Origin of the sequence: Sedimentibacter sp. (assembly GCF_038562225.1) — a bacterium.
In the GTDB taxonomy this organism is placed as follows: Bacteria; Bacillota; Clostridia; order Tissierellales; family Sedimentibacteraceae; genus Sedimentibacter.
Genome location: NZ_JBCFAS010000005.1, coordinates 175,278 through 192,282, shown reverse-complemented (window position 1 = coordinate 192,282; position 17,005 = coordinate 175,278). Strand labels below are relative to the sequence as shown.

Annotated in this window: 14 protein-coding genes and 1 riboswitch; of the genes, 11 read left to right on the top strand and 3 right to left on the bottom strand. The window is 40.6% G+C overall.

Annotated elements, in window-relative coordinates:
- Positions 1–77: 77 nt before the first annotated feature.
- The gene (locus AAGU76_RS17405) at positions 78–2,132 is read right to left on the bottom strand and encodes an Ig-like domain-containing protein (protein WP_342486799.1); all 2,055 of its coding nucleotides are present in this window, start codon (positions 2,130–2,132) and stop codon (positions 78–80) included.
- Between the two features lie 106 nt (positions 2,133–2,238).
- A riboswitch (cyclic di-GMP riboswitch) is annotated at positions 2,239–2,323 on the bottom strand.
- A 284-nt stretch (positions 2,324–2,607) separates the two neighbouring features.
- Here AAGU76_RS17405 and AAGU76_RS17400 point away from each other — a divergent pair.
- The 5 genes from AAGU76_RS17400 (at position 2,608) to AAGU76_RS17380 (ending at position 7,686) form a co-directional block, all read left to right on the top strand.
- On the top strand, positions 2,608–4,128 hold the full coding sequence (locus tag AAGU76_RS17400; protein ID WP_342486798.1) for an LCP family protein: 1,521 nt from the start codon (positions 2,608–2,610) through the stop codon (positions 4,126–4,128).
- Between the two features lie 92 nt (positions 4,129–4,220).
- Positions 4,221–4,949: a Wzz/FepE/Etk N-terminal domain-containing protein gene (locus AAGU76_RS17395; protein ID WP_342486797.1), complete on the top strand. Its 729-nt coding sequence runs from the start codon at positions 4,221–4,223 to the stop codon at positions 4,947–4,949.
- Positions 4,903–5,565, top strand: a complete 663-nt coding sequence (locus tag AAGU76_RS17390; RefSeq protein WP_342486796.1) for a CpsD/CapB family tyrosine-protein kinase — start codon at positions 4,903–4,905, stop codon at positions 5,563–5,565. Before AAGU76_RS17395 ends, AAGU76_RS17390 begins: the two co-directional genes overlap by 47 nt.
- 334 nt (positions 5,566–5,899) lie before the next feature.
- Positions 5,900–6,514, top strand: coding sequence for a hypothetical protein (locus AAGU76_RS17385; protein ID WP_342486795.1), 615 nt, complete (start codon positions 5,900–5,902; stop codon positions 6,512–6,514).
- Between the two features lie 128 nt (positions 6,515–6,642).
- Entirely contained in the window at positions 6,643–7,686 is a 1,044-nt protein-coding gene (locus AAGU76_RS17380) for a Tad domain-containing protein (RefSeq protein ID WP_342486794.1), read from the top strand.
- A gap of 166 nt (positions 7,687–7,852) precedes the next feature.
- On the opposite strand, the gene AAGU76_RS17375 is transcribed toward AAGU76_RS17380, so the two are convergent.
- Together AAGU76_RS17375 and AAGU76_RS17370 are read right to left on the bottom strand one after the other, a co-directional pair.
- The gene (locus tag AAGU76_RS17375) at positions 7,853–8,788 is read right to left on the bottom strand and encodes a hydroxymethylglutaryl-CoA lyase (protein ID WP_342486793.1); all 936 of its coding nucleotides are present in this window, start codon (positions 8,786–8,788) and stop codon (positions 7,853–7,855) included.
- Positions 8,789–8,920: 132 nt separating this feature from the next.
- On the bottom strand, positions 8,921–9,814 hold the full coding sequence (locus tag AAGU76_RS17370; RefSeq protein ID WP_342486792.1) for a LysR family transcriptional regulator: 894 nt from the start codon (positions 9,812–9,814) through the stop codon (positions 8,921–8,923).
- 188 nt (positions 9,815–10,002) lie between these two features.
- Here AAGU76_RS17370 and AAGU76_RS17365 point away from each other — a divergent pair, with 188 nt between their 5' ends.
- From AAGU76_RS17365 to AAGU76_RS17340, 6 genes are all read left to right on the top strand, one after another.
- Entirely contained in the window at positions 10,003–11,415 is a 1,413-nt protein-coding gene (locus AAGU76_RS17365; protein WP_342486791.1) for an aldehyde dehydrogenase family protein, read from the top strand.
- A 121-nt stretch (positions 11,416–11,536) separates the two neighbouring features.
- Complete coding sequence (locus tag AAGU76_RS17360) at positions 11,537–12,367, top strand: sugar phosphate isomerase/epimerase (protein ID WP_342486790.1); 831 nt, start codon at positions 11,537–11,539, stop codon at positions 12,365–12,367.
- 16 nt (positions 12,368–12,383) lie between these two features.
- On the top strand, positions 12,384–14,186 hold the full coding sequence (locus tag AAGU76_RS17355; protein ID WP_342486789.1) for a thiamine pyrophosphate-binding protein: 1,803 nt from the start codon (positions 12,384–12,386) through the stop codon (positions 14,184–14,186).
- Between the two features lie 51 nt (positions 14,187–14,237).
- Complete coding sequence (locus AAGU76_RS17350; RefSeq protein WP_342486788.1) at positions 14,238–15,098, top strand: shikimate dehydrogenase; 861 nt, start codon at positions 14,238–14,240, stop codon at positions 15,096–15,098.
- 85 nt (positions 15,099–15,183) lie between these two features.
- Positions 15,184–15,660, top strand: a complete 477-nt coding sequence (locus AAGU76_RS17345; RefSeq protein WP_342486787.1) for a TRAP transporter small permease — start codon at positions 15,184–15,186, stop codon at positions 15,658–15,660.
- Positions 15,661–15,681: 21 nt separating this feature from the next.
- Entirely contained in the window at positions 15,682–16,971 is a 1,290-nt protein-coding gene (locus AAGU76_RS17340; RefSeq protein WP_342486786.1) for a TRAP transporter large permease, read from the top strand.
- The last annotated feature ends 34 nt before the right edge of the window (positions 16,972–17,005 follow it).

Here is a 17,005-nt window from a genome sequence, read left to right as displayed (position 1 = left end):
TGATTCATTAAATTGTAAAGGGACTGTTGCTCTAATGCAAAAGTCCCTTTAACTAAACCGACTATTAAATTAAGTGCTTATTGAAATGTCACGTTTGTTGATCCGCTATATGTAACTTTGCTGTAATCAATATTGCTGAATAAAACAATGTTGTTATTTAATGCACTTGCCAATGATGTGCAGTAAGTTGCAGCAATATTATTGAATGCAACTTCAGTGCAGTTTTCTGTAGAACATACAACCGGAACTGAACCGCTGCTGTTCTGCACTGATATATCCTTGAAAGTCAGCTTTGAACTGTAAGAGCATATAATGGGATTGTATGGAGAGGTGCTTTTGTAAATTGCTGTTAGCCCCTCTATTGTTATCCCTTTTGCATTTTTTGCCGTCATTATTCTCATGCCGGTGGGAGAAGTTATCTTAACATTTTTGATCGTGAAGTTTTCAATGATGTTGTTATCAGTATTTCTAAGTACAAAACATGGGTTGCCAGTGTTGTTTAAATAAAATTCACAGTTTAAAATATTTATGTTTGATAAGTCAGTTGCGTCACCGGATAACTGAAATGCTACACCGGAATCATTCAGAGTTTCAAAGTAAGAATTTTGAATCGTAACATTGTCAACAGGCAAAGCTCCCAAGGATGCAATGCCATGCTGAACCAATATGATTCCCTTGCGGCTCTTTGAAGTGATATTTGAAAAAACAGCATTCTTGCCTGAGAACTGAATGGCCGCGCTGTCTCCCTGATTTCCGGCCATGTTGGGCTTTGTTATATCAGCAGTTAAACCGTCCAGGGTCAAACCATCTATACTTGAAGCAAATGCAAGCAGGAATTTTCCTGTCACCTGCACGTTGGAAACGGAAACGTTCTTTATGCTGATTTCAGTGTCACCGGGATTTGCCAAATCCTGTATTCCAACACAAACCATTGTGTCATCTTTATCTGCATAGCCGGTCACTCCGTTTATGACCAGGTCCGATGCCTGTGTTTTAATTAGTCTCTTTCCGAAATTTATCCCGCTTATGTTGTTTATTTTAAACGGTTCCTTTAATCTCACAGGGCACAAAACATAAACGCCGCTGACATCTTCGAAGATAATATTGCCGCTTGAATCAATGTTGTGCATTTCAATACACTTGACATCATTGATGTATCCATTTATTCCTGTACTGGACTTATAGTATAAACCCGTCAGGTTTCCTGCATCCTCACCGATTACACCGTTTCCCTTCTTATAGAGATTCCGGAAGGTAAGCCTTTCGGCGTTCAATGCTGAATACAGCACGTTTATGCCTGTGCTTCCTTTTGTGGAATCCATATCGCGCACATTCTGAATAACAATGTCGGAAATTTTAACGGTACCTACATCCTGAGTGTAGGATATGCCTGTGGTCATGTACTTATTGTTAAAATCTATAGTCAAATTCCTGCATTCAACATTGATCTTGAAATTAAAAAGGTACTTTGGAGTGTCAAAATCGCATTTGATTACTGCTCCGTCTTCACCTATGAGCAGCTTAGCTTTTCCGCTGTCTATCAGTATGTTGCCGGCCTTGATGTATGTGATTCCCTGAGGGATTATGATTGCGTCATAACCTGATTTGAGTGCATTGGTCAATGCTAAAGTGTCGTCCGTCATTCCATCGCTTTTTGCTCCAAATTCCGAAATGTAAGCTGAATTTGCCGGCATTGGTGCGGATGGGGAAGTTTCTGTCGGCGGAGTCGGTGCAGTTTCTGAATCTGCTGATGTCTCAGGTGCCTGTGATGACGCTGCTTCTGGACTTACGGTAACTGTGCAGGGAGAAGATTTTAAACCGTTTGAGGCTATGGCAGTTATCTGTACAGTACCTTCTGCAACAGGGTACACTGTTCCGTCTGATACTGTTGCTACACCTGAATCGCTTGATTCCCATGTTACAGTCTGGTCTGTGGCTTTAGCAGGGCTTACAGAAGCTGTCAAAATGCCGGCTTGTCCATTTACTGTAAGTGTCATTGCTGTTTTGTCCAAGGTGATTGACTTAACTGCAAAATACTTGGATGCGGGTGCTGCAAAAGTTTGAAATTGGAAGCTTAGTGTTGCTATTGCAATCAGTAAAACAATGGCTGTCAATTTGTTTGTTTTTTTCATTTTTACCTCCTGTTTCTCGGTATAATGCAATTATTATTTCGTTACAAATAAAAAACACTGTTTGGAAGCCAAACAGTGCACAATACTTACATATGTATTTGCTCAATCTGGCAACCCGGCTGCCTTGGCATTCAACCTTAAGGCCCGTGGCTTTGCGTCCCTAACTTTCATTAGGTTTGCCCTTTTTCAGTTGCTCCGTCATTTCACAAAATTATGCAAATTATTACATTATGCCCAAAAAATATTTACTTATACTTATTATACTTAATAAATATTTTATTGTCAATAAACTTTTGAGACATATTGATTGAAAATGATGCATAGATATGTTTAGGCATCCAATAAATAACCCGGCAACCGATTTATAGTATTATATTTTAGTATATATGTTTACTGCTTTATTTAGCTGGGTATATTTATACAAAAGATTGTTTGCCAATCATGTCTGAAAAAAGGTGAGACAGGTGATCATTATATGAAGTTAAATGAAAAAAAGAAAAATACAGGTTATTTTGCAGGGATAATACTGTTTTCAATAAACATTGTAACTTCAGTCATTTTAATGATATCTTTCATATCAATAGATATTTTGCCATGCAAATATCTTGTGCCTGTAATAATGATTTTACTGTTGCTGACAGGGCTTGTTTTTTTTACCCAAGTGTCGGGGAAAGGTACAAATGTTGGAAAACTCATCTCAATATTTATGATTCTTGCATTTATATTTATTACTGCATCATTATTTAAAATTCACAATATGTTTCTTGCAATCTCCGGTCCGGGAGCAAAAATTGATCTGGTGTCGGTGGTTGTCCTTGTAGAAGATCCGGCCGAAGTTATTGAGGATACATCCACATATGAATTTGGGATTCAGAAATATATAGACAGAAACAATACGGATAAAACATTGAAGCTCATAAGTGACAAGATTGGCTGTGAGTTGAAAACAGTGACATTTATTGATTTTAACTCACAAATAGAAGCCTTGTACAAAAAAGAAGCAAAAGCAATACTCCTGAATGAAGCCTTTAGGGATATAATAAATGAGCTGATGCCGGATTTCAATTATAGGACAAAGGTCCTCGGTTACCAGGAAATTGAAACGAAAATTGAGATTAAGCCAAGCGATAAAACTGATAATGCCGCCCGTTCAATCATAAATGTTGATTCCTTTATAGCATATATCAGCGGTATCGACACATATGGAACTGTATCGCGAACCGGCAGAAGTGACCTGAATATTATAGCGGCAGTCAATACTGCTGCAAAGAAGATACTGCTCATTAACACACCAAGGGATTATTACGTCAGCGTTCCTGTGGACGGGGGACAGATGGATAAGCTGACGCATGCTGGTATTTACGGTGTTGATATTTCTATGGAAATATTGGAACAATTTTATGATATTCAAATAGATTACTATGTGCGGATCAATCTCACATCATTAAACGATGTGGTGGATGCGCTGGGAGGCATTGATGTTGAATCTGAGTATGATTTTGAAACGGTTGTTGATGCAATAGATGCATCAACAGGTATAATAATCACTCCTGAATATGGATACAATGCAGTGGAAAAATACAGCTTTACAAAGGGCATTAACCACTTAAACGGAAAAGCGGCAATGGCTTTCGCAAGAGAAAGATATGCATTTGCCGGCGGGGATAACCAGCGAGGAAGAAATCAAATGCTTGTGATAAAGGCTATATTGAACAAGGCCAGTTCGCCTTCGGTTGTTTCCGGAATAGGAGCAATAATTGACACTGTTTCAAAGAACTTTGAGACTAACATGTCATCAGGCGAAATATATAACATGATTAAAATGCAGATGAACGATGGTGCTTCGTGGGATATCATGATGTACAATGTGAAGGGGACAGGAGACAGCCGGACTACTTATTCAGCTGGAAATCAAAGGCTCTATGTAATGATTCCGGATGAAGAGACAGTCATAGAAGCCAGGGAAAAGATTATGGAAGTAATGGACAATAAATGAAAAGTTAAATGCTGGCATATGATTCATGCAATGGTATAGGCGTAGTTGTAAAATGCAAGGTCAGGTTCGATGTTTACAAAAGGAGAGACAAGATGATAGATAGTGATGAACTTAATCTCAGAGAGATCATAGTTATTTTAAAGAAGCACATTAAAATTTTATTTGCAGTGCCGATTGTGTTTTCCTTAATCGGTGCACTGGTGAGCATTTATGTGCTGGACCCTGTATACGAATCTTCAACAACGATTATTGTAAGGCAGAATATACTTGATGGCGAAGAAATGAGCAAGACTGATGTAGATTTAAGCAAGAGCCTCATATATACATATGCTGAGATGGCAAAATCAAACACAGTGCTAAACAATACGAAAAAATCATTGAATCTGGAAAGCATAAGCCGCGAGTCGATTTCGGTGCTGCCTGTAAAAGACACTCAGATACTTGAGGTGAAAGTGCATAACAAGGATCCCGAATCAGCTATGAACATAGCTAATGCCATTGTCGTAGAATTTATGCTCGAAGTGATAAGAATAACAAAGGCAGACAATGTGGCTGTTGTGGATTATGCCTCTTTTCCGTCAAATCCTATCAGTCCCAATGTGGTTATGAATACTGTTATTTCAGGTATGCTTGGCGGAATGCTGGCTTTACTTACAGTATTTCTAATGGAGTATTTCGACAATACCATAAAATCAGAAAAGGATATTGAAAAACACCTGAAGATATCATCAATAGGTACAATATCAAATTTTATCCAAGGGGGTAGGCAAGAGTATGAGTATGCAGAATATGGTAAAGTATATGGTGAAAGATCATCCTGACTCATCCATAACCGAATCTTACAGAAAAGCAGCAACAAATATTGAATTTGCAAATATTGATGACAATATAAAGGTTGTTATGCTCACAAGCTCCATAGCAGGAGAGGGAAAAACCACAACAATATGCAATATTGCTGCTGTCATGACTGAATTTAACAAAAATGTACTGCTGCTGGATCTAGACTTGCGAAAACCTTCAATACACAAGTTTTATAACCTGTCAAACAAAATTGGACTGACGGATTTGCTCATAAACAAGGATGATTACAAAAAATACATCAACAATGTGTATCCCAGACTGGACGTGATAACAGCCGGCAAGATACCCTCCAATGCCGCAGAAATTATCAATTCGAAAGCAATAAAGGATTTGATGAATGATCTTACATCGCACTATGATTATATTTTTCTGGATACTCCGCCAATAGCAATGGTAAGCGATCCCATAACAGTTGCAACATACGCGGACGCAATTATTTTAGCAATTGCATATGGCGAAACTGAAATAGAAGTGGCAAAAAAGTCTGTAGCAAGCCTGAGACAGGTAAACGGAAATATAATTGGAACAATTTTAACAAAGACGCCTGTTGCGAAATTCAAAAGACATTACTACTAGCAGTACAGAATGGATTGCAGCTGATACAGCTGCGGCAGAATGCGCGGATGGCGAAGTACTTAGAATATTTATCGCATTTATTTTGTTTAGATTATGTAAAGTTGGGTATATTTTACGAACAATGAGAATAATATACTTGGGAGCTGTGAATACAGGGTAAACTTGGACGCTTATTCCTTGTAGGAGCTGGTAGCGTAACCGACCATTTGGTCGGTTTTTGTTTTGCATCATTTCAGTTTTTGCCTGAACCAAACATGGTGAAAAGGAGGTGAAAGCATCGCCATGTGCGTAAAGATTGTTTGCATTTGATCCAACATTGAATGGAGGTAGTAAAATGAAAAAATCAAAGAAGGTTTTGATTATTTTTTTGACGTTACTGATGATAACTGTTCCCGCTTTTGGAGCTAAAGGCGAAAGCGTTAGGGTTCCCGATGAACTGCTTGAGGAGGATGTTGCTCCTGCAACAACATGTGTCGGATATCTCAGAGCCGGCCAGAATGATTATGAGGATATTGGAAAGATTTACATAGAGACTGTGCAAGAGAATGAAGAAGGCAGTATTTTCAGAATTACTGTACTGTTGCGTCCGGAATTCCCGGACTGGTCAATTCAGGAGCTTAATGTTGAAGCCATAAACGATGACGCCGACGGATATCCCGGTGATTTGGACTTCATCAGCAGCAACGGCGGTCTGATTCCGGGAAAATTCTCGGTTAAAAAGGAATTTGAGGAGCCGGTCAGAGGCTATAGTTTCCTATATTATAGTTCATGTGCCAATGGCCGCGATGTAATAGGCTTTGCGGTTCATTTGGTGGTAGTCAATGGAGAACTTAATGAAACGGCATGGTCAGACTGCTGGAACAGCGATCCTTATGATGGTGCAAACTGGTCTGAGATTATGTGGAGACCGTTAATGAGCATTGAAGAGTATTTAGACACTCTTAAATAATTTAACCAAACCGATGTTATTTTTGTAAATTTTACGGGAAGAGCCATGACTGGTCTTCCCGTAATTAAAAACATCATATTTCATTTCCGTATACTAGGTTTATTGCCATTAGGAGAAGGGAGGTCATTATGAAAAAAATTTTAGAGCATTTAAAGAATGAATCAGGGCAGGCACTTGTATTGTTAGCCTTTGCCTTTGCAGTCCTGATTGGATTTTCGGCTCTGGCAGTTGATGTGGGATACATGACGGTTCAAAAGGGTGCACTTCAGAAGGCTGCAGATGCAGCTGCGCTTTCAGGTGCGCTGTCGCTTTCAAAAACCAACAGCGTGACAGACATAGAAAAGGCAGTAAAGAGTTACATAGAAGCAAATCCGAATTACAACAAATCAGCCAGCATTGTTATAAATGAGGTAACACCCAATTGGAAGAACGGAACTGTTTATGTAAACATAGAGCAGAAGGCTCCAAAATTTTTATCACGCATAATAACTCCTGATTCCGTTACTTTGAAGGCAGAAGCAGAAGCAGGCATCTGGAGCGGAGGTGCACTGCCTTTCGTCAATTTGGATGACCATTATCCGGATCCTATGGATCCAAGGTTTGATATGGCAGGTGAGGATGACCCTGATTTTGATGGAGATAAAACCGTCTATGCATGGAATTCTGCCGGAAGAGGTGACTATGAAAGACTGTTGGAAAGTGATGCGCCTTATTCGCCGGATTACACCTCCTGCTATGTAAACTACAAGGATGGAGGAATTACTGTAGAAAAGGGTACTGACATCAATTTCAAATTGAAGGAGTACATGAGTCATATTGTTGTAGGAAGTGACGAACAGCAATCTTACGTTTTCAGTTTGTCAAATCAGGCAATAAAAAAAGCCGATGAAGCAGCTAAGGCTGTAAAGGACAAATTGGAAATACCGGATGACTGCAAGGAATATCAGTATTTGAATGAAATAAAAAACACAATGGAAATTCCGTTAAGACATTTGGTTATTTTGAACGTCAACATTGAAAATAAGGAATTTAAAGCTTCAAAGAGGGTGCTGGAACTGAAGGTGGAAAAGGTGTATTACTACGATTCATCTAAGGCTGATTTCTTTGATGCAAGTTATAACAGGCCCTTTGCCAATGCAGGAGGTACTGCCCTGGCAACCCTGGTTAAATAGAATTCATAATATAATAATATATTAATATAAAGGAACTGCTGCATTATTGATTATTGTTCATTTTGAGGGTCTTAGCCGAAGAATCTCATAATTTCAACGGATGAGATCCTTCGCTGACGCTCAGGATGACATGAAAATGCTATGCAACGGTCCCTTTTTTATATATTTATTTCTTCTGGCCTGTGGGCAGCTCCAGAATCAGATCCTTGGATTTTCCAGCTCTTAAAATATAGGAATCTGTGGAATGATCAAGCATGCTTACAAGCATTTTGGATATTTCAATGGTCTTGTCCAGTTCTATGCCGGTTTCAATGTTCATTTCATCGAGCATGTGAATGACATCCTCCGTGGACACGTTTCCTGCAGCTCCAGGCACGAAGGGGCATCCGCCCACACCTGCAAAGGATGTGTCAAACCACGTTATTCCTGCCTGCATGCCGGCTACGATATTGGCCACTCCCAGCCCTCTTGTGTTATGGAAGTGCAATATCCACTTAACCTGTGGGAATATTCGCTGCATTTCTGTGCACATGCTGTAAACCTGATTAGGAACAGCCATTCCTGAAGCATCAGAAAGTGATATTTCTGTTATTCCCGCATCGATGTAGGATTGTACAATCTTTTTAACATCGTCAACGGGGATTTCATGTTCCCATGGAGAACCAAAGGGCATTGAAATTGAGCCTGATATTTCGATGTTGGAGGAAACTGCAGCCTGGACCGTATCTTTAAATCCGGCTACGGATTCTTCGGGAGTTCTGTTAAGGTTTGCCAGATTGTGAGACTTGCTGGCAGATACGTTGAGCTTTACCTTTCTGCAGCCGCAGTCAACAGCTCTTTCCAGACCTTTCATGTTTGCAATGAGTGCTCTGTATTCAACTCCGTCCTTCTTGTTAATCCTTTTGAAAACTTCGTCGGTGCTGGCCATCTGAGGAACAGCTTTTGGATGCATGAATGAACCTACTTCAATAACCTTGAAGCCTGATTCTGTTATTAAATTGATTAGTTTAACTTTTTCTTCGACACCGAGTATCCTTGATTCGTTTTGCAAGCCGTCCCTGGGACCGACTTCGCAAAGAACCACTTTTTTTGGCAAATTCATTTGTCAACCTCCTTAATCAAATCTAAGCATTTGACGTTAAATATATATTATATTTTAAATAATATAAAGTCCAATACAATAATTGTATCGGACTCATAGAAGAATTCTATATACTTGTTTTGTTGACAGAAATTAAGAAATTGAAGCATCATTGATGGAATAATGGTCTTTAATGAAATTATATACCTTTTCCAACCGGGAATCCATTTTCTTGTCTTTGTTCCAGCACAGGTAAATGGGCCTTTTAAATATGGAGTTGTTGATGTTTACCACGGCTATGTCACTGCTGTAGGCAAGCTTTTCAGGTATTATGGCTATACCGAAGTTCAAGGACACAAATGATATTACCGCATTGCATTCTTCTGCTTCAAATACAACATTGGGCTTTATATCCAGATCTTCAAAAAATTCATCACACATTTGTCTCAGGGAGCTGTTTTTGTTTAGAAGAACAAAGGGTTCCCCGTTTAATTCAGATATGTCAATGTTGCTTCTGTTTGCAAAAGGGTGATTCTTTGATGCGATGAGGACCAGGTTCTGATCGAATATGGGCAGGCATGCAATGTCCTTGTCAGGCTTGGCGCTCAGTGACAAATCAAGCTTGCCGCTTTTCAGGTCCTTAATAAGGTGGTCGCTTAAGTTCTGAACGAAGTTAAACTTAATGTGTTTGTTGGCAGGATCCTTATAAAATTCATTTATCATCTGCGGAATAAAGCTCGAGCTTATGCTGTAAATAAATCCCAAGTTGATTTTTACTGCCGATGGGTCTATAATAGTCTCTAGAGATTTTTTGCCTTCTTCCAACAAGTCTAATGATTTTTCAACGTAAGATAGAAAATGCTCGCCGTAATGGTTCAGAGTTATTTTTTTACCGTTTTTTTCAAACAGCTGAACATTCAGCTCTTTCTCAAGTTGGGAAATAGAGTAGCTTAAACTAGGCTGCGATATTAACAGCATTTCTGATGCTTTTGTAAAATGCTGTACTTTTGCCAGTACACGGAAATATTGCAACTGCTGTAATGTCATATTAGCCTCCTTTACAAGTATTGCTGCTTTTATATATGAATTAAATTTATTATAACATAAAAACTATAAAAAGTCTCTATGGTTTTAATATAATTTTGGTATTGGACTTGTTCTTATTTAGTTTATATAATTTAGCTATAATGATCATTAAATAAACAAAGATGTATTAGAATAAGGAGATGTTCGTAATGGCAAAGGAAATTTCACAAGAACAAATTCAAGAATTGGATGATTTGTTTGCAAAGGCACGAAAGGCTGCAGATATAATTGCTACTTATGATCAGGAAAAGGTTGACAGACTGTGTCAGGCTGTTGCATGGGCCGTTGCCAACAAAAAAACTTTTTTGAGACTTGTAGACATGGGTATTGAAGAAAGCGGACTTGGAGACCCTATATCAAGACAGGGTAAACGCTTTAAAATCAGAGGAGTTCTCAGGGATGCCCTAAGAGCCAAAAGCGTTGGAATTATTGAAGAATTACCGGAAAAAGGCATAGTGAAAATAGCAAAACCGGTGGGCATCATAGGATCGCTTGTTCCTACGACAAATCCGGATTTAACACCTGCAGGACAAGCAATATATGCAATAAAGGCAAGAGATGTTGTAATATTCTCTCCACATCCGCGTTCAAAGGATACAACATTTGAAACCGTGAGACTCATGAGAGAAGCTCTTGAAAAGGAAGGCGCTCCTGCTGATATATTACAGAGTATAACAAATCCAAGCGTAGCCATGACACAGGAGCTGATGTCAAGATCCGACCTTGTTATAGCAACCGGCGGACGCCCCATGGTAAAGGCAGCATACAGTTCAGGAACTCCGGCATACGGATCAGGTGCAGGAAATGCAACAATGATATTTGATGAAACTGCCAATGTTGAAGAGGCAGCACACAACACAATGCTGAGCAAGACTTCCGACTACGGTTCAGGATGCTCGGCAGACGGAAACCTTGTAATCCATGAAAGCATTTATGAAAAGATGCTTGAGCAGCTTCAGAAGGAAGGCGCATATCTGGCTAACAATGAAGAAAGAGAAGCGCTCAAAAAGGTAATGTGGGATGACGAGTTCCACAGACTTGCTGATACCGTTGCAATTGCTCCTCAGCAGCTTGCTCAGGCTGCAGGATTCTCTATTCCGGCCGACAGAAAATTCATCATGGTAATAGGAGATGGAATCGGATCTGAATATTTCTTCTGCAGAGAAAAACTTACTACATTACTGGCTGTTTTCAAATATGAAGGCGAATTTGAAAATGCTCTTGACGCTATGAGAGGAATCTACGATATAGGCGGAAAAGGACACTCCTGCGGAATATATTCCTTCAATGACGATCACATAATGAGATTGGGACTGGCAGCACCTGTAAGCAGAATTATGGTAAGACAGCCTCAATCAAAGGCAAACGCCGGAGCATTTAACAACGGAATGCCAATGACTTCATCCATGGGATGCGGAACGTGGGGAGGAAACATAGTTTCTGAAAACATTGCGTTGAAACATTACATGAACACAACCTGGGTGTCGAGACCGATTCCGGAAGACAGACCTTCAGATGAAGAACTGTTTGGAGATTTCTACGATCCTGAAATGGAAAAATAACATCAAACTGATTGCGATAACATCTGTGCCGGAGAAGAATTATATATGATTCTTCCCGGTGCGAAAATTGTAAATAGATTTTGTTAATACTAAGAAATTAATTAGAGGAATGGTGAATTTAATGAAAAGAGAATTTTCTTTGGCTCACTTGACAGTACTAGGCTGCGCCCCGCCGGAAATGACTTATATCGCTTCAATGGCAGGATATGATTACATCAGTATAAGACCTATATACATGGGACTCAAGAATGAACCTAATTATGACTTGGCCCACAACAAAGAAATGCTTAAGCAAACGAAGGCTGCTATGAAAATAACCGGAATAAAAGTCCATGACATAGAACTGGCAAGAGTTGTTGACGGAGTGGATGTGTCTCAATATGAACCGGCATTTGAAGTTTCTGCAGAACTTGGAGCAAAAAGTGTTCTGAGCAGCATATGGACACCAAACAGGGAATTTTACTTGGAACAATTTGCAAAATTAGCAGACCTGGCAAAAAATTACGGTCTGAAGGTTGATCTGGAATTCGTTACATGGGCAAACGTTAGCGATTTGAAGTCGGCTGTAGACGTTTTAAAGACAGTTAGCCGCGATAACACAGGAATAATGATTGATACTCTCCATTTTCACCGCTCACGCGTAAGGTTGGAGGAACTGGATGAACTGCCGAGAGAATGGTTCCATTTTGCACACATATGTGACGGACCTGCCGAAATCCCTACAGACAAGGAAGGTCTCATTCACACAGGTCGTGATGCACGTCTTTATGTGGGTGAAGGTGCCATAGACATTGCATCCATTTTAAACAGATGTCCGGAAATGGTTTACTCAATCGAATTGCCAAACATAGAAAGAGTGAAGGAATTCGGATATGCTGAACATGCAAGGCGCTGCCTGCAGACTGCGAAAAATTATCTGGAGCTGCATTCATTGGCAAACAGTTGTATATAAAAACAGGAGGCAAGCATTGAAAAAATTATTATCATACCAATTGGTGGATTATCTTGAAAGAAGAGACGTGAAATATGTGTTCGGTCTTTGCGGCCACACGGTCATTGCAATGCTGGACGCATTAAAACAAAGCAAAAAGTTAAAGTACATTTCTGTAAGGCATGAACAGATAGCTTCAACTGCCGCAGACGGATATGCAAGAGTCACAAAAAAAGCAGCAGTCGTGATGACACACTTAGGACCAGGTCTGACCAACGCTGTAACCGGCGTTGCCAATGCAGCATTGGATTCAATTCCAATGGTTGTCATAGCAGGAGATGTTCCAAGCTACTACTATGGAAAGCATCCTCATCAGGAAGTCAACATGCATTGTGACGGGTCACAGTACGACATCTACAAGCCGTTTGTTAAAAGAGCATGGAGGCTTGATACACCGGAGCTTCTGCCTGAAATTCTTGACAAGGCATTCAGACTGGCTGAATCCGGAAGACCCGGCCCGGTTCTCATATCGGTGCCCATGGACATGTTCTCCAGAGAAGTGGATGAAAGATGTTTCGAAAGGACATACAAGGATTCCAGCTTTACTGTAAAACCGGCTCTTCCGAAGGAAACTGCATTTGAAATAGCTCGTATGCTCATAGAGGCAAAGAATCCGGTGATTCACATAGGCGGTCAGGTTGTTTACCATAATGCATCAGAAGAACTCACAAAGCTGGTTGATTTTTTAGACATCCCTGTTACAAGGACACTCATGGGACAGGGCGGAATTTCTGACACTCATCCTCTTCTGGTTGGGATGACGGGATTTTGGGGAACATACTTTGTAAACGGTAAATCTTCAGGAGCAGATTTGATTCTTGCAGTAGGCACCAGATTGACCGAAGCAGACAGCAGCTCATGGTATGAAGGAGTAACATTCAGCAATAAATCCAAGTTCATACAGATAGATATGGACCCGGTTGAAGTAGGAAGAAACTATCCTGTTGAAATAGGAGCAGTTGCTGACCCGAAACAGGCTTTGAAAGCAATTCTGGAAGCAGCTTCGGAACTTAAGCCTGAAGGTATAGACAGACCTGAATTAAGAGCAGAGATTGCCAAGTACAAGAAAGAGTTTAAACAATCCAACAAACCAATTGCCGAAGACGGCAGATTCCCAATGACGCCGCAGAGAATACTGAAGGATGTAAGAGAAGTGTTTCCTGAAGACGGTCTCATCTTTACAGATGTTGGCTGGAATAAAAACGGCGTTGGTCAGCAGTTTGACATAACAAAGCCTGACACCATATTCCATCCCGGCGGACTTGCAACAATGGGATTCGGTTCGGCAGCAATACTTGGAGCAAAATTGGCAGCTCCGGACAAAAAGGTGATCACACTAATAGGTGACGGAGGGTTCGGAACAAATCCTTCGGTAATGGCAACAGCTGTGGAGCAAAACATTCCTGTGGTATGGGTTGTTATGAACAACTTTGCGTTTGGTACAATCGCAGGCCTTGAAGGAGGAGCATACAATCACTCCTTCGGAACCGTGTTCTACACTCCGGACGGCAACAGATACAACCCCGAGTGGGCAGAAGTGGCAAAGGCATACGGCGTAAAATCAAGGAAGATAGCATCTGCCGATGAATTCAAGGAAGCATTCAGGGAAGCCATTGAGTCGAATGAGCCTTATCTTCTGGATGTGCCCATGGAGAACATTCCTGTTCCAACAGACGGTCTGTGGAACATAAACGATATTTACAATCCAAAGGAAAATGTTGTTGAAGGAAGGCTTGTGTCAGGCGAAGCCATCAGATCATACCACAAGTCTTTGATTTAAAATAATATGCGGGTTTGGGAACAAATTTATTGAATAAAAGGAGTTCAAATAATGGCCAATAGAATACAGGGGACAACCACACTGGTGGGATTACTGGGATATCCGCTGAAGCACAGCAGATCTCCTCACATGCATAACACAGCTTTTGAAGCATTGGGACTGGATCATGTATACATGGCATTCGAGGTTCAGGAAGGACACATCAAGGAAGGGCTTGATGCCATGAGAATCCTCAATGCCGAAGGATGCAACGTAACTATGCCGCACAAGAAAAAAGTATTGGAATTTCTTGATGAAGTTTCAGAAGACGCCAGAATAATCGGTTCTTGCAATACGGTTAAAAATGACAACGGCAAACTGACCGGTTACAATACGGACGGAAGAGGTTTTGTAAAGGCGCTGGAAGAAAACCAGGTTGAATTCAAGGGTAAGAAAATCGTTCTGGCCGGAGCGGGAGGAGCTGCAAGGGCTGTTGCAACTCAGCTGGCCTACGACGGTGCCGGGGAACTGGTTCTTTTCAACAGAACTTTAAGTTCTGCAGAAGAAATCATAGACAACATCAACAGGAACATTCCTACATGCAACGGAAGAGCTCTTGAAATGGATGAAGAAGTGTTGAAAAAGGAAATTCAGGATGCTGCTATTCTTGTAAACTGCACATCTCTTGGAATGAAAGCCACCATAGACCAGGCAATAATTTCCGATCCAGCTGCATTGCCCAAGGATTTGTTCGTAGCCGACATAGTTTATGACCCGGCTCAGACAAAGCTGTTAAAAATGGCTGAGCAGGCAGGCTGCAGATACATGAACGGACTTATGATGATGATATGGCAGGGAGCCATCGCATTTAAAATATGGACCGGGAAAGACATGCCTGTGGATTTGATTAAAAAAGAAATCTTCGGACATTAAAACTTCTTGCATTATACCGGTAATGCTTGTATTATAAAGCATTATCGGTCAGTTCAAAGTAAATAAAAATTAAAGAGGTGATTTCATGTCATTTGTAAAATGGTTGGATGATCATATTGAAGAGTGTGCTCTTGGAGTTCTGCTTATACTTATGACCATAGTGATGAGCATACAGGTAATTGCCAGATATGCTTTCAGCTATTCATTGACTTGGTCTGAAGAAATAACGCGCTACATGTTTATATGGTCCGGGTTTTTGAGCATCAGCTACAGTTACAAAAAAGGTATCGTTATAAAAATAGAACAATTTGTCAACGTCTTGCCGAGCTCGCTGAAGAAGGCTGTCAGCATACTTGAAAAGCTTGCAGCATTTGCATTTTTCGCATATATGATACCGTTCGCATACAAGTTCTTGATTGCTTCAGTTCAAAGCGGTCAGCTCAGTCCTGCGGTAAGGCTTCCCATGTACTTCATACAGGTTGCACCGCTTGTTGGATTTGCACTGACTACCGTAAGAATTGCGGAAGGTATCGTTAAAGAATTTACTGAAAAAACAAATTAATGTTGCTGGAAAGGAGAAATTATGTCGGCAGGAATTTTATTCGTTTTATTTTTCGTGCTATTGGCTTTTGCAATTCCAATTTCCAGTACTCTTGGAATTGTGTCAATAGTTCCGTCGCTGTTAAACAGCTCATTTCCGGCAAACGGTCAGTACGTTATAAGGGCCATGTTTGCAGGAATGGACAGTTTCCCGTTGCTGGCTGTTCCGATGTTTATATTATCCGGAATACTGATGGCAAGGGGAGGAGTTTCAAAAAAGTTATTTAATGTATTTTCGTACTTCATTGGAGACAAGACTGCAGGAATGCCGTGCGCGGTAGTTATCACCTGTCTGTTCTACGGAGCCATTTCAGGTTCTGCACCTGCAACTGTTGCCGCAGTAGGAAGTATGACCATACCCATTCTTATTAACCTTGGTTATGACAAGGTGTTTACTACTGCACTTGTAGCCGTTGCGGGAGGTCTTGGAGTTATTATACCTCCGAGCATACCGTTTATCATCTACGGCATGAGCACCGGAACATCTGTTGGAGAACTGTTCATTGCCGGAGTTGTACCAGGCTTGCTCATAGGCTCGCTGTTGATGCTGTATGCCTACTATTACTGCAAGAAGAACGGCGAAGACAAGGAAAAAATCAACGCCAGCGTAAAAGAGCTGAGAGATAAGGGATTTTGGGCAGTAATGAAGGACAGTTCATGGGCACTTCTTACACCGGTAATCATACTTGGGAGCATTTACAGCGGTATCGCTTCACCAACCGAGGCAGCCGTGTTTTCAGTAATATATGCCTTGATAATCAGCTTGTTTGTTTACAAATCTCTGGAAGTGAAGGATTTGTGGAAAATATTCGTTGAAGCCGTAAGGACATACACACCGCTGTTGTTTATAATTTCAGCAGCCATAGCTTTTTCAAGAGTGCTTACACTGCTTCAGGTTCCTCAGACTGTTGCGGCAGCTATTACATCCACATTCTCGGGCAAGGTTGCAATATTGCTTATAATAAATGCATTCCTTCTGTTTGTGGGAATGGTTATGGATACAACACCTGCAATACTTATCTTGTCACCTATATTCATGCCAATTATTCAGGCAATCGGCGTAAACCCGATCCACTTTGGTGTGATAATGGTGGTTAACCTGGCAATCGGATTCGTAACACCTCCTGTAGGAGTCAACCTGTTTGTTGCAAGTTCTCTGACAGGTGTACCGGTTATGAATATTGCCAGAAAAGCAATTCCTTTAATCGTAATGTTTTTGATTGCATTGCTGTTTATAACTTTTATACCGGCCATAAGCCTGGTTCTGGTTTAAACAATACATCACAAAGTAATTTGGTAGCAATTTA

Excerpts from the sequence above, each read along its gene's own strand:
- AAGU76_RS17390 (WP_342486796.1), top strand. The coding sequence starts at position 4,903 with ATGAGTATGCAGAATATGGTAAAGTATATGGTGAAAGATCATCCTGAC.
- AAGU76_RS17385 (WP_342486795.1), top strand. The coding sequence starts at position 5,900 with ATGAAAAAATCAAAGAAGGTTTTGATTATTTTTTTGACGTTACTGATG.
- AAGU76_RS17375 (WP_342486793.1), bottom strand. The coding sequence starts at position 8,788 with ATGAATTTGCCAAAAAAAGTGGTTCTTTGCGAAGTCGGTCCCAGGGAC.
- AAGU76_RS17370 (WP_342486792.1), bottom strand. The coding sequence starts at position 9,814 with ATGACATTACAGCAGTTGCAATATTTCCGTGTACTGGCAAAAGTACAG.
- AAGU76_RS17365 (WP_342486791.1), top strand. The coding sequence starts at position 10,003 with ATGGCAAAGGAAATTTCACAAGAACAAATTCAAGAATTGGATGATTTG.
- AAGU76_RS17395 (WP_342486797.1), top strand. The coding sequence starts at position 4,221 with ATGATAGATAGTGATGAACTTAATCTCAGAGAGATCATAGTTATTTTA.
- AAGU76_RS17340 (WP_342486786.1), top strand. The coding sequence starts at position 15,682 with ATGTCGGCAGGAATTTTATTCGTTTTATTTTTCGTGCTATTGGCTTTT.
- AAGU76_RS17400 (WP_342486798.1), top strand. The coding sequence starts at position 2,608 with ATGAAGTTAAATGAAAAAAAGAAAAATACAGGTTATTTTGCAGGGATA.
- AAGU76_RS17405 (WP_342486799.1), bottom strand. The coding sequence starts at position 2,132 with ATGAAAAAAACAAACAAATTGACAGCCATTGTTTTACTGATTGCAATA.
- AAGU76_RS17345 (WP_342486787.1), top strand. The coding sequence starts at position 15,184 with ATGTCATTTGTAAAATGGTTGGATGATCATATTGAAGAGTGTGCTCTT.
- AAGU76_RS17360 (WP_342486790.1), top strand. The coding sequence starts at position 11,537 with ATGAAAAGAGAATTTTCTTTGGCTCACTTGACAGTACTAGGCTGCGCC.
- AAGU76_RS17350 (WP_342486788.1), top strand. The coding sequence starts at position 14,238 with ATGGCCAATAGAATACAGGGGACAACCACACTGGTGGGATTACTGGGA.
- AAGU76_RS17380 (WP_342486794.1), top strand. The coding sequence starts at position 6,643 with ATGAAAAAAATTTTAGAGCATTTAAAGAATGAATCAGGGCAGGCACTT.